This is a genomic window from Nocardiopsis yanglingensis (assembly GCF_045809185.1).
GTDB classification, from domain to species: Bacteria; Pseudomonadota; Gammaproteobacteria; order Xanthomonadales; family Xanthomonadaceae; genus Stenotrophomonas; species Stenotrophomonas yanglingensis.
This window is the reverse complement of sequence record NZ_JBJNRH010000008.1, coordinates 146,394-160,338: the sequence shown is the minus strand read 5'-3', so window position 1 is coordinate 160,338 and position 13,945 is coordinate 146,394. Positions and strand designations below refer to the sequence as shown.

Annotated in this window: 12 protein-coding genes; 8 read left to right on the top strand and 4 right to left on the bottom strand. The window is 66.3% G+C overall.

What is annotated here, in order from left to right:
- Positions 1 to 416: 416 nt before the first annotated feature.
- The 3 genes from ACJ7C5_RS12875 to ACJ7C5_RS12865 form a co-directional block, all read right to left on the bottom strand.
- Positions 417 to 1,625 (bottom strand): acetyl-CoA C-acyltransferase, encoded by a 1,209-nt coding sequence (locus ACJ7C5_RS12875; RefSeq protein ID WP_088025721.1) that lies wholly within the window; start codon positions 1,623 to 1,625, stop codon positions 417 to 419.
- A gap of 99 nt (positions 1,626 to 1,724) precedes the next feature.
- Positions 1,725 to 4,097 carry a 3-hydroxyacyl-CoA dehydrogenase/enoyl-CoA hydratase family protein gene (locus tag ACJ7C5_RS12870; protein ID WP_097047913.1) on the bottom strand — a complete coding sequence of 791 codons (2,373 nt, stop codon included), beginning with the start codon at positions 4,095 to 4,097 and terminating at the stop codon, positions 1,725 to 1,727.
- Positions 4,098 to 4,136: 39 nt separating this feature from the next.
- Positions 4,137 to 4,790, bottom strand: a complete 654-nt coding sequence (locus ACJ7C5_RS12865) for a TetR/AcrR family transcriptional regulator (protein ID WP_014036900.1) — start codon at positions 4,788 to 4,790, stop codon at positions 4,137 to 4,139.
- A 321-nt stretch (positions 4,791 to 5,111) separates the two neighbouring features.
- On the opposite strand from ACJ7C5_RS12865, the gene ndk reads away from it, so the two are divergent.
- The 7 genes from ndk (at position 5,112) to der (ending at position 11,743) form a co-directional block, all read left to right on the top strand.
- Positions 5,112 to 5,537 (top strand): nucleoside-diphosphate kinase, encoded by a 426-nt coding sequence (gene ndk / locus ACJ7C5_RS12860; protein ID WP_008265389.1) that lies wholly within the window; start codon positions 5,112 to 5,114, stop codon positions 5,535 to 5,537.
- 10 nt (positions 5,538 to 5,547) lie between these two features.
- The gene (gene rlmN, locus ACJ7C5_RS12855) at positions 5,548 to 6,753 is read left to right on the top strand and encodes a dual-specificity RNA methyltransferase RlmN (RefSeq protein ID WP_005409296.1); all 1,206 of its coding nucleotides are present in this window, start codon (positions 5,548 to 5,550) and stop codon (positions 6,751 to 6,753) included.
- Positions 6,740 to 7,525 (top strand): type IV pilus biogenesis/stability protein PilW, encoded by a 786-nt coding sequence (gene pilW / locus ACJ7C5_RS12850; protein ID WP_412704127.1) that lies wholly within the window; start codon positions 6,740 to 6,742, stop codon positions 7,523 to 7,525. The genes rlmN and pilW overlap by 14 nt, the downstream gene beginning before the upstream one ends.
- Before the next feature lie 36 nt (positions 7,526 to 7,561).
- Entirely contained in the window at positions 7,562 to 8,416 is an 855-nt protein-coding gene (locus tag ACJ7C5_RS12845) for a RodZ domain-containing protein (RefSeq protein WP_412704126.1), read from the top strand.
- A gap of 65 nt (positions 8,417 to 8,481) precedes the next feature.
- Positions 8,482 to 9,120, top strand: coding sequence for a YfgM family protein (locus ACJ7C5_RS12840; RefSeq protein ID WP_094001816.1), 639 nt, complete (start codon positions 8,482 to 8,484; stop codon positions 9,118 to 9,120).
- A complete protein-coding gene (bamB, locus tag ACJ7C5_RS12835; protein WP_094001817.1) occupies positions 9,120 to 10,328 on the top strand; it encodes an outer membrane protein assembly factor BamB in 1,209 nt (402 codons plus the stop codon). Before ACJ7C5_RS12840 ends, bamB begins: the two co-directional genes overlap by 1 nt.
- Before the next feature lie 17 nt (positions 10,329 to 10,345).
- A complete protein-coding gene (gene der, locus ACJ7C5_RS12830; RefSeq protein ID WP_014036905.1) occupies positions 10,346 to 11,743 on the top strand; it encodes a ribosome biogenesis GTPase Der in 1,398 nt (465 codons plus the stop codon).
- Positions 11,744 to 11,830: 87 nt separating this feature from the next.
- Here the strand turns inward: der and ACJ7C5_RS12825 are convergent, their stop codons facing one another.
- Positions 11,831 to 12,865, bottom strand: coding sequence for an alcohol dehydrogenase catalytic domain-containing protein (locus tag ACJ7C5_RS12825; protein WP_412704125.1), 1,035 nt, complete (start codon positions 12,863 to 12,865; stop codon positions 11,831 to 11,833).
- Positions 12,866 to 12,975: 110 nt separating this feature from the next.
- Between ACJ7C5_RS12825 and ACJ7C5_RS12820 the strand changes: the two genes are divergently transcribed.
- A complete protein-coding gene (locus tag ACJ7C5_RS12820; RefSeq protein ID WP_412704124.1) occupies positions 12,976 to 13,905 on the top strand; it encodes a LysR family transcriptional regulator in 930 nt (309 codons plus the stop codon).
- Positions 13,906 to 13,945: the final 40 nt, after the last annotated feature.

Below are 13,945 nucleotides of genomic sequence, written 5' to 3'. Positions count from 1 at the left end.
CCCCCCCAAACAAAACCCCCCCCCCCCCGGGCGGGGGGCGGGGGGGCCCCCCCCCCCCCCCCCCCCTCTTGGCCCCCCCCCCCCCCCCCCCCTCTCGACAGTTTCCGTGCAGCGCGGACGGGAAGGGCGGAATCAAGGGCAAGAGCAGAAGCAAAAAAGGCAGCCAATGGCTGCCTTTTTCTTTTGGGGTCAGATCCCTTTGCGCAGCAAAGGGCTCTGACCCCAGCCTTTGCTTCTGCTCACCCCTCCGCCGCGTGGAATGGCGGCTGGCACGGGTGGGTGAGACTGACCGGGACTGTCAGCGGCATGGATGCCGCTGCCAAGCCTACAGGGATGTACTTGCGGCGTGTCCCGGGCAGTCTCACCCACCCGGGCCCCTCAGTACACCGACATCCCGACCGGCAACGCTCTGAACCTTACAGCGCCTCGAAAATACCCGCAGCGCCCATGCCGGTGCCGATGCACATCGTCACCATGCCGTACTTCTGCTGGCGGCGACGCAGGCCGTGCAGCAGGGTTGCGGTACGGATCGCGCCGGTCGCACCCAGCGGGTGGCCCAGGGCGATCGCGCCGCCCAGCGGGTTGACCTTGCTCGCGTCCAGGCCGCAATCGCGGATCACCGCCAGCGACTGCGCGGCGAAGGCTTCGTTCAGTTCAATCCAGTCCAGCTGGTCCTGGGTCAGGCCCGCCTGCTTCAGTGCCTTCGGAATCGCGGCGATCGGGCCGATGCCCATCACTTCCGGGCGCACGCCGGCCACGGAGAAGCTGACGAAACGGGCCAGCGGGGTCAGGCCGTAGTCCTTGATCGCCTGCTCGGAGGCCAGCAGCACGGCGCCGGCGCCATCGCTCATCTGCGACGAGTTGCCGGCGGTGACGGTACCGCCGAACTGGCCGTTGCGGAACACCGGGCGCAGCTTGGCCAGGCCTTCGGCCGAGGAGTCCGGGCGCGGGCCTTCGTCGGTGTCGGCGATCTTGTTGCGGGTGATGATGCGCTGGCCATCGGCCAGGTCCGGCAGGTGCGAGACGATCTCGTACGGGCTGATCTCGTCCTTGAAGTCGCCGTTCTGGATCGCGGCCATGGCCTTCTGGTGCGAGGCCAGGGCGAAAGCGTCCTGGTCTTCGCGCGAGACCTTCCACTCTTCGGCCACCTTCTCGGCGGTGATGCCCATGCCGTAGGCGATGGCGACGTGGTCGTTGTCGAACACGCTCGGTGCCATCGCGATCTTGTTGCCCATCATCGGCACCATCGACATCGACTCGGTGCCGCCGGCCAGCATCAGGTCGGCGTTGCCCAGGCGGATCGCGTCGGCGGCCTGCGCCACGGCCTGCAGGCCGGAGGAGCAGAAGCGGTTCACGGTCTGTGCGGCGATGGTGTTCGGCAGGCCGGCCAGCAGCACGCCGATGCGTGCCACGTTCATGCCCTGCTCGGCTTCCGGCATGGCGCAGCCGATGATCGCGTCATCGATGCGGTTGACGTCCACGCCCGGGGCCTGGGCAACGACGCTGCGCAGCACGTGCGCAAGCATGTCGTCGGGGCGGGTGTTGCGGAACATGCCCTTGGGCGCCTTGCCGACCGGGGTGCGGGTGGCGGCGACGATGTAGGCGTCCTGGATTTGCTTGGTCATTGCAGTGATCTCTCGAATTTTTTAGCCGGAGTGCCGACCAACGGTCGGCACCCACCAGAGGCAGAGGGATGCCGACCTGGGGTCGGCACCCGCCATCAATCAGTTACGCAGCGGCTTGCCGGTCTTGAGCATGTGCGCGATGCGGGCCTGGGTCTTTTCCTGCTGGGCCAGTTCGACGAAGTGCTTGCGCTCCAGGGTCAGCAGCCACTCTTCGTCCACCAGGGTGCCGCGGTCGACCTTGCCACCGCACAGCACGGTGGCGATGCGCTCGGCGATCTCGTAGTCGTACGGGCTGATGAAACGGCCTTCCAGCATGTTGACCAGCATCATCTTGAAGGTGGCGATACCCACGTCACCGGCGACCTGGATGCGGCGTGCCGGCAGCGGCGGACGGTAGCCCGCTTCGGCCAGGGCGCGTGCTTCGGCCTTGGCGATGTGCAGGGCCTCGTAGCTGTTGAACACCACCTTGTCGGTGCTGCGCAGCAGTCCCAGTTCCTTGGCGTTGACCGCCGAGTTGGACACCTTGGCCATCGCCACGGTCTCGAAGGTCTTCTTCAGTTCGGCGAACACGTCACCGCCCGGGCCCGCGGCCTGCGAGGCGCGCACGGCCAGTTCCTTCAGGCCACCACCGGCCGGCAGCAGGCCGACGCCGGCCTCGACCAGGCCGATGTAGCTTTCCAGGAAGGCCACGGTCTTGGCGCTGTGCATCTGGAACTCGCAACCACCACCCAACGCCAGGCCGCGCACGGCAGCCACCACCGGCACCAGCGAGTACTTGATGCGCTGGCTGGTGCGCTGGAAGTTGGCAACCATTTCTTCGAACTGGTCGACCTTGCCGGCCTGCAGCAGGCCCAGCGCGCCGGCCAGGTCGGCACCGGCGGAGAAGGGTTCCTTCTGCTGCCAGATCACCAGGCCCTGGAAGTCCTTTTCGGCGCGGCTGACGCATTCCTGCAGGCCGTCCAGCACCTGGTCGGACACAGTGTTCATCTTGGTCTTGAAGCTGACCACGGCGATGCCATCACCGTCGTGCCACATGCGCAGGCCATCGTTCTCGAACACGGTCTCGCCCGGGGCAAACTTTTCGCCCAGCAGCGGATCCGGGAAGCGCTGGCGCTGGTACACCGGCAGCGACGAACGCGGCAGCTTGGCGTTGCGCGACGGGCTGTAGCTGCCTTCGGCGGCGTGCACGCCGTCGCGGCCATCGAACACCCAGTCCGGCAGCGGGGCGTTGCTCATGCTCTTGCCGGCGACGATGTCATCGGCGATCCACTGCGCCACCTGCTTCCAGCCGGCGGCCTGCCAGGTTTCGAACGGGCCCAGCGACCAGCCGTAGCCCCAGCGGATGGCCAGGTCGACGTCGCGCGCGGTCTCGGCGATGTCGGCCAGGTGGTAGGCGCTGTAGTGGAACAGATCGCGGAAGGTCGCCCACAGGAACTGCGCCTGCGGGTGCTGGCTTTCGCGCAGCTTGGCGAACTTTTCGGCCGGGTTTTTGATCTTCAGGATCTCGACCACTTCCGGTGCGGCGGTGCGGTCGGCCGGGCGGTAGTCCTGCTTCTCCAGGTCGAGGACGACGATGTCCTTGCCGACCTTGCGGAAGATGCCGGCGCCGGTCTTCTGGCCCAGTGCGCCCTTGGAAATCAACGCGTCCAGCCACTTCGGCGACTTGAAGAACTCATGCCACGGATCATTGGGCAGGGTATCGCCCATGGTCTTGATGACGTGGGCCATGGTGTCCAGGCCGACCACGTCGGAGGTGCGGTAGGTGGCCGACTTCGGGCGGCCGACCAGCGGGCCGGTCAGGCCGTCCACTTCATCGAAGCCCAGGCCGAACTGCTGGGTGTGATGGATGGTGGACAGGATCGAGAACACGCCGATGCGGTTGCCGATGAAGTTCGGGGTGTCCTTGGCGTACACCACGCCCTTGCCCAGGGTGGTGACCAGGAATTCTTCCAGGCCTTCCAGCACGGCGGCATCGGTGGTGGTGGCCGGGATCAGCTCGGCCAGGTGCATGTAGCGCGGCGGGTTGAAGAAGTGCACGCCGCAGAAGCGATGGCGCAGCTGCTCGGGCAGAACGTCGGCCAGCTTGTTGATGCCCAGGCCCGAGGTGTTGGAGGCCAGCACGGCGTGGTCGGCCACGAACGGCGCGATCTTCTTGTACAGGTCCTGCTTCCAGTCCATGCGCTCGGCAATGGCCTCGATGATCAGGTCGCAGTCCTTCAGCTGCTCCAGGCCCGACTCATAGTTGGCCGGGGTGATGGCTTCGGCCAGCGACTTGCTGGCCAGCGGCGCCGGGCTCAGCTTGCCCAGGTTGGCGATCGCCTTCAGCACAATGCCGTCGGCCGGACCTTCCTTGGCAGGCAGGTCGAACAGCACGGTGTCGACGCCAGCGTTGGTGAGGTGGGCGGCGATCTGGGCACCCATGACGCCGGCACCCAGCACGGCGGCGCGGCGGACTAGCAGGGAATTGGACATGGTGTAGGGCCTTTGTTGGTCAGCAGTTACTGGGTGGAATCAAAGGGAAGCGGGCAGGGCGCTGGCGCGTGCGGCGGCGCGGAACCCGGCTTCGGCGAAATGGATCAGTTCGTGGGCGGCATGGGCACGATGCGCCGCTTCGGTGACACCGGCGGGACGCTTGATCAGCCCGAAGTCGGCCATGGCATAGGTGAGCGAGCCGGCAAGGAAATCCAGGCGCCAGTACAGCTCTTCCTTGCTCAGGTCGGGCACGCACTCGCCGATGGCCTTGCCGAACGCACGCAGCACGTGGCCGTAGTGGTCGGACAGGAACTTGCGCAGGTTGTCGTTCTTCTCGGCGTAGGCGCGGGCGATCACGCGCACGAAGGCGCCGCCGTTCTGGCGGTCCTGGGCCAGCGCCAGCGCCGGTTCGACGAAGGCGGCCAGCACCGGGCGCAGCTGCCCGGGGTGTTCGCTGCGGGCGCGCTCAAGCTGCGCCAGGCGCGCGCCGGTCATCTCGTCCATGCGGCGGCGGAACACCTCGTTGACCAGGTTTTCCTTGGAGCCGAAGTGATAGTTGACCGCAGCGATGTTGACGTCGGCCTGGCTGGTCACCTGGCGCAGCGACGTGCCGGCGAAGCCGTGCTGTGCGAACAGCTCCTCGGCCGCGCCGAGGATGCGGTCCTTGGTCGAGAAGTGGGCGGGTTTGGCCATCGGCGGGCGGACCTTAATCAAACGATTGTTTGATACTAGGACCAGACGGTAGCGTATGGCATTTTGCAGTGCAGCAAAATCCTGTCGCCCGGTTACAAGGGATTCAGTAGTGCCAGCCCATGGCTGGCAACGCCTGATCCTGAATGGGCAGACTCCGGCGCTCGAGATCCCGCATCCTGCCTGCCAGCCATGGGCTGGCACTACTGAACGGGATCTTTTACAATTCGCCTACGTTTATCAGGCTAAGCCCGCGTCCCGACGCGGGTTTTTTTCATGTTACCCTTCGGGCCATCAGCGGCCCGATTCCATTGGAGACATCCCATGGCGCTGGAGCGCACCCTTTCGATCATCAAGCCGGACGCCGTTGCCAAGAACGTCATCGGCGAAATCTACGCCCGCTTCGAGAAGGCCGGCCTGAAGGTCGTGGCCGCCAAGTACAAGCAGCTGTCGCGCCGTGAAGCCGAAGGCTTCTACGCCGTGCACCGCGAGCGTCCGTTCTTCAACGCGCTGGTCGAGTTCATGATCTCCGGCCCGGTGATGATCCAGGCCCTGGAAGGCGAGAACGCCGTCCTGGCCCACCGCGACCTGCTGGGCGCCACCAACCCGAAGGAAGCCGCTGCGGGCACCATCCGCGCCGACTTCGCCGAATCCATCGATGCCAACGCCGCCCACGGCTCGGACTCGGTCGAGAATGCCGCGATTGAAATCGCCTACTTCTTCGCCGCCACCGAAGTCGTTTCGCGCTGAGAGTAATGCCGTGAACGAGGTCGTACAGTCCCCCGCCATCCAGCCGCTGCCGAAGTCGGCACCCACGGCTGGCAAGCAGAACCTGCTCGACCTCGATCGCGCGGGCCTGGAGAAGTTTTTCGTCGAGGTTCTTGGCGAAAAGAAGTTCCGTGCCCATCAGGTGATGAAGTGGATCCACCATCGCTACGTCACCGACTTCGATGAAATGACCGACCTCGGCAAGGTCCTGCGCGCCAAGCTGCAGGCCCATGCCGAGGTGCTGGTTCCGAACATCGTGTTCGACAAGCCCTCCGCCGACGGCACCCACAAGTGGCTGCTGGCGATGGGCGTGGATGGCAAGAACGCCATCGAGACCGTGTACATCCCGGACAAGACCCGCGGCACGCTGTGCGTGTCCTCGCAGGTCGGTTGCGGCCTGAACTGCACGTTCTGCTCCACCGCCACCCAAGGCTTCAACCGCAACCTGACCACCGCCGAGATCATCGGCCAGGTGTGGGTTGCCGCACGCCACCTGGGCAACGTGCCGCACCAGATGCGCCGCCTCACCAACGTGGTGATGATGGGCATGGGCGAGCCGCTGATGAATTTCGACAACGTCGTGCGCGCCATGAGCGTGATGCGCGATGACCTGGGCTACGGTCTGGCCAACAAGCGCGTGACCCTGTCGACCTCCGGCCTGGTGCCGCAGATCGACCGCCTGTCTGCCGAAAGCGACGTGTCGCTGGCGGTGTCGCTGCATGCGCCGAACGACGCGCTGCGCGAGACCCTGGTGCCGCTCAACAAGAAGTACCCGATCGCCGAGCTGATGGCCTCGTGCGCACGCTACCTGCGCGCCAACAAGCGCCGCGAATCGGTCACCTTCGAATACACCCTGATGAAGGGCATCAACGACAAGCCCGAGCATGCCCGCGAGCTGGCCCGCCTGATGCGCCAGTTCGACAACGCGGTGCAGGCCAAGGATTCGGGCAAGGTCAACCTGATCCCCTTCAACCCGTTCCCGGGCACCCGCTACGAGCGTTCGGAAGAAGCGCACATCCGCGCCTTCCAGAAGATCCTGCTCGACAGCAACGTGCTGACGATGGTCCGCCGCACCCGTGGCGACGACATCGACGCCGCCTGCGGCCAGCTCAAGGGCCAGGTGATGGACCGCACCCGCCGCCAGGCCGAGTTCAACAAGACGCTGCAGGCGGGGAAGGGGAGCGATGCCGCGGCCTGACCGCCTCTGGCTGGTTCTGTTCGCAGGCGTGCTGGCCGTTGCGGTCGGCGGCTGCAAATCCCATCCCAAGGCCAAGCTGGGCCCCAGTGAGGCGCCGGTCTACTCGGTCCGTGATCCGGACAACGTGCGGCGTCAGGTGCGCCTGCAGGACCTGCTGGCGCTGGCCGCCCGCGACATGCAGGTCGGCGACCTCGATGCGGCCGAACGCAAGGCGCGCGAGGCGCTGAAGCTGGCCCCTGAATCGCCCGATGCGCTGGTGCTGCTGGCTGGCATCGACGAGCGTCGTGGCCGGACCCAGCAGGCCGGTGAGAGCTTCCGCAGGGCTGCCGAACAGGCGCCCCAGCGCGGGGACATCCTCAACAACTACGGCGCGTGGCTGTGCCAGCAGGGGCGGCCGGCCGAGTCGCTGGTCTGGTTCGATCGTGCGCTGCAGGCGCCGGGCTACGCCACGGCGGCCGAGGCGCAGGCCAATGCCGGCGGCTGTGCGCTGGATGCGGGCCAGTTCGAACGTGCCGAGCGCGACCTGCGTGCGGCGCTGGCAACGCTGCCCGGAAACCCGGTTGCGCTGGAGGCGATGGCTCAGCTGAGCTTCCGCCAGGGCCGCTACATGGAGGCTCGGGCCTTCGCCGAACGTAGGATTGCGGCTGCACCCGCAACGCGTTCCGTGTTACAACTTGCGTCTCAAATCGAAGCGCGGCTGGGTGATCGGGCGGCATCTGATCGCTATATTCAGCGGATTCGACAGGAATTTCCGCAGGAAGCGGGCTCCTAACTCCAGGGTTGATGCATTGTGATTGATGACCAGACTGTGAGCGCTCTCGAGACTGCGGCCGGCTGCGGCACCCGCCTGCGCCAGGCCCGTGAGGCGGCCGGACTGACCCTCGAAGATGTCGGCTCGCGCCTGCGCATGCCGGTCCAGGTGGTCAGGTCGCTGGAAGAAGAACAATGGCAGAAGCTCGGCGCGCCGGTGTTCGTGCGTGGCCAGCTGCGCAGCTATGCGCGCCTGCTCAACGTGGACGTGGGGCAGCTGCTGGAACAGGCCCAGGTCGGGCCGGTGGTGCCGCCCACCCTGGTCAGCCATACCCATACCCCGCGTGCGCGCCGTATTGCCGAGAACCTCGGCCGGCGCATGCTCTATGTCGGCATCACCGCGGTGCTGGCCGTGCCGGTGTGGTTCGCCACCCGTGGCCACTTCGATGGCAGCGCCACCCCGTCGCCGAACACGGCCTCGCTGGATGCGATCCCGGCCGCCGTGCCGGTGACCCCGTCTGCCGCAGGCGTGGAGCCGGCGGCACCGGTTGATGTGGCGAGCGTCCCGGCCAGCAAGCCGGCGGCGACCCCGTACGTGGCCTCGCTGGCCCCGGTGCCGCGTTCGGCCCCGGCGCCGGCCGCGGTCGGCAACACGCTGGAAATGCAGTTCAGCGGCGACAGCTGGGTCGATATCGGCGGCCCGGACGGTGCCACCGTCGAGAAGGCACTGATCAAGTCCGGCGAAAGCCGCAGCTTCACCCCGGGCCAGGTGACCCGGGTGACCCTGGGCAACGCATCGGCGGTCCAGGTTCAGCAGAACGGCGCTATCGTCGATCTGACCCCCTACCAGCGAGCCAACGTGGCACGCTTTCAGGTATCCTCTGAAGGCTCCGTAGTCCCGGTTTCGCACTGAGGCGCGGTTTCACCACCTTCGATTAATCCCAATGGTCCCTCCCGACGGGCGGGGCGAGAGTACGCATGGCGATCGACGATCTGCTCGACGAGCACGAACAAAGTGAACGCGTCCGCAGCTGGCTGCGGAAGAATGGCGCCAGCATCCTCGGTGGCGTAGCCATCGCGATCGGTGCCATTGCCGGCTGGCAGTGGTACCAGAAGGATCAGGGCGGCAAGCTGGCCTCGGCCAATGTCGAATACCAGAAGGCGCTGGTCGGCCTGCAGCAGAACAAGCTCGACGATGCCGCCAAGGCGGTGAAGGCGCTCGAAGCCGGTCCGTCCAGCATCTATGGCGACCTCGCGGCGCTGCAGCTGGCCAAGGCCCAGGTCGACGCCGGCAAGAATGAAGAAGCGCTGGCCACCCTGCGCGGCGTGAAGGTCGAAGGTGACCTGCAGCGCGTGGTCGACCAGCGTGTGGCCCGCCTGCTGGTGGCCACCGGGAAGAGCGACGAGGCCATCAAGCTGCTGGGCAGCGCCACCGACAGCAGCAGCCTGGAAATCCATGGCGACGCGCTGCTGGCGCAGGGCAAGCGTGATGATGCCCGTGCACAGTACGAGAAGGCGTTGAAGTCGCTGGACGTGGCAGCGCCGCAGCGGCGCCTGCTGGAAACCAAGGTTATGGATGCCGGCGGCACGGTCGCCGCCCCTGCGGAGTCGGTTTGATGAGTCAGAAGGTCATGATCACCCGCGTCGCCACCGTGCTCCTGATGGGCATGGCCCTGACCGGCTGCAGCACCATGAAGGGCTGGTTCGCTGGCAAGGACGCGGCAGCGAAGAAGGCCCAGGAGCCGGCTGAGCTGGTCAAGTTCGAGCCGAGCGTGAAGGTCAACAAGGCCTGGTCGGTCAACCTCGGCAAGGGCGAGCGCCGCATCGGCGTGCGCCAGGGCCCGGCCGTGGCCAACGGCCATGTGTTCGCCGCGGCGATCACCGGTGGCGTGCACGCCATCGACCTGCAGACCGGCAAGAAGGTCTGGACCTGGGAGCCGCAGAAGGAAAAGAAGAAGCCGAAGCTGCGCCTGTCCGGCGGCCCGGGTGTCGGTGAGAACCTGGTCGTGATCGGCACGCTGGATGGCCAGGTCATCGCCCTGGACATCAACGATGGCAGCGAGAAGTGGCGTGCCCGTGTTCCGGGTGAAGTGATTGCGGCACCGGCCGTGGCCCAGGGGCTGGTGTTCGTGCGCAGCAATGATGGCCGCGTCACGGCCTTCGATGCCGGCAACGGCACCCAGAAGTGGTTCAACCCGAGCGAGCTGCCGGCGCTGACCGTGCGCGGCAACGCGCCGGTGGTCACCGGCCCGGGCGTGCTGTTCATCGGCAAGGACGAAGGCGCGGTTGCCGCGCTCGCCATGCAGGATGGCCGTACCCTGTGGGAGCAGAACCTCGGCAACGGCGAAGGCCGTACCGAGCTGGAGCGCATGGCCGACGTCGACGGCGCCCCGGTGCTGGAGGGCAACACCCTCTACGTGAGCAGCTTCAAGAACCAGACCATGGCCATCGAAGGCCCGACCGGTCGCCCGCTGTGGGCGCGCGACCATGGCGGTGCGGGTGGCGTGGCGGTGTCGTCGGGCAATGTGTTCGTCACCGACAACAAGGGTGGCGTGTTCGGCCTGGACAAGGCGACCGGCGCCGCCATGTGGTCGCAGACCGAACTGGCGCGTCGTTCGCTGACCGGTCCGGCGCTGCACGGCGATTACGTGGTCGTCGGCGACTACAAGGGATACGTGCACTGGTTGAAGACCTCCGATGGTGCGATGGCGGCACGGGCAAAAAGTGGCGGCGACGCCCTGCTGGCCCAGCCGGTCGTCGTAGACGGGGTGCTGCTGGTGCAGAACGTTGATGGCAAGCTGACCGCCTTCCGGTTGGCAAATTAAAAATTGGAGTAATCGCGATGCTGCCTTTGGTCGCCCTGGTTGGACGGCCGAATGTCGGCAAGTCGACTATTTTCAATGCGCTTACGCGCACCCGTGACGCGCTGGTCCATGACCAGCCCGGCGTCACCCGCGACCGCAACTACGGTGTCTGCCGTCTGGACGAGGACAATCATTTCCTCGTCGTCGACACCGGCGGTATCGCCGAAGAGGAAGAGGGTCTGGCAGGGGCTACCACCCGCCAGGCCCGCGCGGCTGCGGCGGAAGCTGACCTGATCCTGTTCGTGGTCGACGCCCGTGAGGGTACCTCGGCGATGGACGACGAGATCCTGGCCTGGCTGCGCAAGCTGTCGCGCCCGACGCTGCTGCTGATCAACAAGATCGACGGCACCGACGAGGACACCGTGCGTTCGGAGTTCGCCCGTTACGGCTTCGGCGAGATGCTGACCGTGTCGGCCGCGCATCGCCAGGGTCTGGACGACCTGCTGGACGAAGTGATCCAGCGCCTGCCGGAAGAAGGCAGCGGCGAAGAGCTGGACAACGATCCGAATCGCATCCGCATCGCCTTCGTCGGCCGCCCGAACGTGGGCAAGTCGACCCTGGTCAACCGCATCCTTGGCGAGGAGCGCATGATCGCCTCCGACGTGCCGGGCACCACCCGCGACTCGATCGCAGTGGACCTGGAGCGTGACGGCCGCGAATACCGCCTGATCGACACCGCCGGCCTGCGCCGTCGTTCGCGCGTGGACGAGGTCGTCGAGAAGTTCTCGGTGGTCAAGACCATGCAGTCGATCGAGCAGTGCCAGGTGGCCGTGCTGATGCTGGACGCCACCGAAGGCGTGACCGACCAGGACGCCACCGTGCTCGGTGCCGTGCTTGACGCCGGCCGCGCGCTGGTCATTGCCATCAACAAGTGGGATGGCCTGACCGAGTACCAGCGCGAGCAGGCTGAAACCATGCTGTCGCTGAAGCTGGGCTTCGTGCCGTGGGCCGAGTCCGTGCGCATCTCGGCCAAGCATGGCTCGGGCCTGCGTGAGCTGTTCCGTGCGGTGCACCGTGCGCACGAATCGGCGAACAAGACCTTCACCACCAGCGAAGTGAACAAGGCGCTGGAAGTGGCCTACGAGACCAACCCGCCGCCGACCATCCGCGGCCACGTCTCCAAGCTGCGTTACGTGCACCCGGCCGGCGCAAACCCGCCGACCTTCATCGTGCACGGCACGCGCCTGAAGGAACTGCAGGAATCGTACAAGCGCTACCTGGAGAACTTCTTCCGCAAGCGCTTCAAGCTGATCGGCACGCCGGTGAGCTTCATCTTCCGCGAGGGTACCAACCCGTACGAGGGCAAGAAGAACGTCCTTACCGAGCGGCAGGTCAAGGCCAAGCGGCGCTTGATGAAGCACGTCAAGGGCAAGTGATGCAGAGAAAGGCGGCCGCAGGGCCGCCTTTTTCGTTGCAGATGCCGGTAGCGCCGGGCCATGCCCGGCGGCATCGGGCGCCCGCTCTCAGGCGCTGCCCCACGGCAACAGCACACCACGGAACCTCATCCTTCCCGACGACAGGCGGTCATACGCTTCGGTCGCCCGGTCCAGATCAAAGGTCTCCACCATCGGCTTCACCTTGCCGGCGGCGGCAAGCTGCAGCACCTCGCTGAGGTAGTGCTGCCCACCATGGGTGGCGCCGATCACGCGCTGGCGCATCATGTGGAACGGCACGCCCTCGGACGAGATCGAGAAGGGCTGGCTGAAGTCCAGGCCGCACAGCACAACGCGCCCGTCGACACGCAGGCCGGTCATTGCCTCCTCGGCCGAGCTGAATTCATTGGTGGTCACCAGCAGCACGTCGGCGCCACCGATGGCCTTCAACTCCTTGCCATTGGCCACGACCTGGTCGGCGCCCAGCTGCAGGGCGAGCGCATGCTTGTCTGCGGAATGGGTGATGGCGATGGTCTCGAAGCCGCAGGCCTTGGACAGCTGCAGGGCGACGTGGCCCAGGCCACCGATACCCAGTACCGCGATCTTCTCCCGTGGCTGGGGCGCCGCATCGCGCAACCCGCTCCAGGTGGTGTAACCGGCACACATCATCGGCGCGGCGTCCACATAGGAGAGGCCGTCAGGCAGCAGTACCGTGCCTTCGGCAGAGATGGCGATGTACTGTGCGTGTCCACCCTGTGCGGCGAAGCCGGTGGTGCGGGGGGCATCGCAGTTCATCGCGGTCTGCCCGGACAAGGGGCGGCTCTCGCGGCAATAGGGGCATCGCCCGCATGCGGATTGGACCCATGAGGTCCCCACGCGATCACCCACCCGGCGCGTGTGCACGCCCGCGCCCACATCCACGACCTCGCCGACCACTTCATGCCCCGGTGTCTGCGGGTAGATGTCGCCGCCATAGCCCTGGGTTGCCCACACGTCCGTGTAGCACATGCCTGATGCGTAGACCTTGACCAGCACCTGGCCCGGTTCGATCACGGGCATCGGCACGTCCTGTACCTGCCACGGCGCATTCGGCCCGGTCATCACAACCGCTTTCATCGTTTTCATCGTCTTGATCCTGTCCCGGTGGGTGAGCGCCGAGGGCGTGTGCCCGCGGACATCCCGGAGCGTAGAATCGGTTGACTATCAAGACAATCGCTTCAATATTTCACGATATGGTGAGTCGTATTCAACAATCCAGAGGGGGTGATCTGGCCGCCTTCACTGCGTTCCTGGCGGTGGCAGCGCATCGGAGCTTCCGCAGCGCGGCGGCGGAGTTGAACATCACGCCTTCGGCGATCAGTCATGCGATCAAGGCGCTCGAGCAGCGGCTGGGTGCGCGGCTGTTCAATCGCACCACGCGCAGCGTCTCGCTGACCGACGCCGGGGAGCGGCTGGCGGAAAAACTGCGTCCGGCCATGGCCTCGATCGAAGAGGCCCTGCAGTCGGTGGATACTGAGGCCGGCACGCCGCGTGGCACGGTCCGCATCAACGCCAGTGAAGGCGCCATACGGCTCGTGCTGAAGCCCGTGCTCGCGCGGTTCCTGCGCCAGTACCCGCAGGTCCACCTGGACATCGTCAGTGACGGCAGGTTGGGCGATATCGTTTCGGAGGGTTTCGATGCGGGTATCCGCCTTACCGAAGCCGTGCCCCAGGACATGGTCGCGATTGCAGTGACCGCGCCCATGCGGTTCGCGGCGGTTGCTTCGCCCGCGTACCTGCAGGCGCGTGGCCGACCGCTGCGGCCGCTGGATCTCCATCAGCACGACTGCATTCGTTTCCGCTTCGAAAGTGGGGCGATCTACCGCTGGGAGTTCGAGCATCAAGGCACCACCGAGCGGGTGAACGTCTCCGGGCCCATCACGCTGACGGACCAGCCGTTGATGGTCGACGCCGCCGTTGACGGCATCGGTATTGCGTTCGTTCCCGAACACCTGGCACTGGAGCCATTGGCCGATGGCCGCCTGCTGCGGTTGCTTGAGGACTGGTGTCCCGAGTTTCCTGGCCTTTCGCTGTACTACCCGGGCCATCGGCACGTGCCGCCCGGGTTGAAAGCGCTGATCGGCCTTCTGCAGGAACAGCACGGCGGCCGCGGGCAGCCCGGGTAGCGCCGGGCATTGGTCAAGGCAAGGCAGAGCGGCCTGCGTG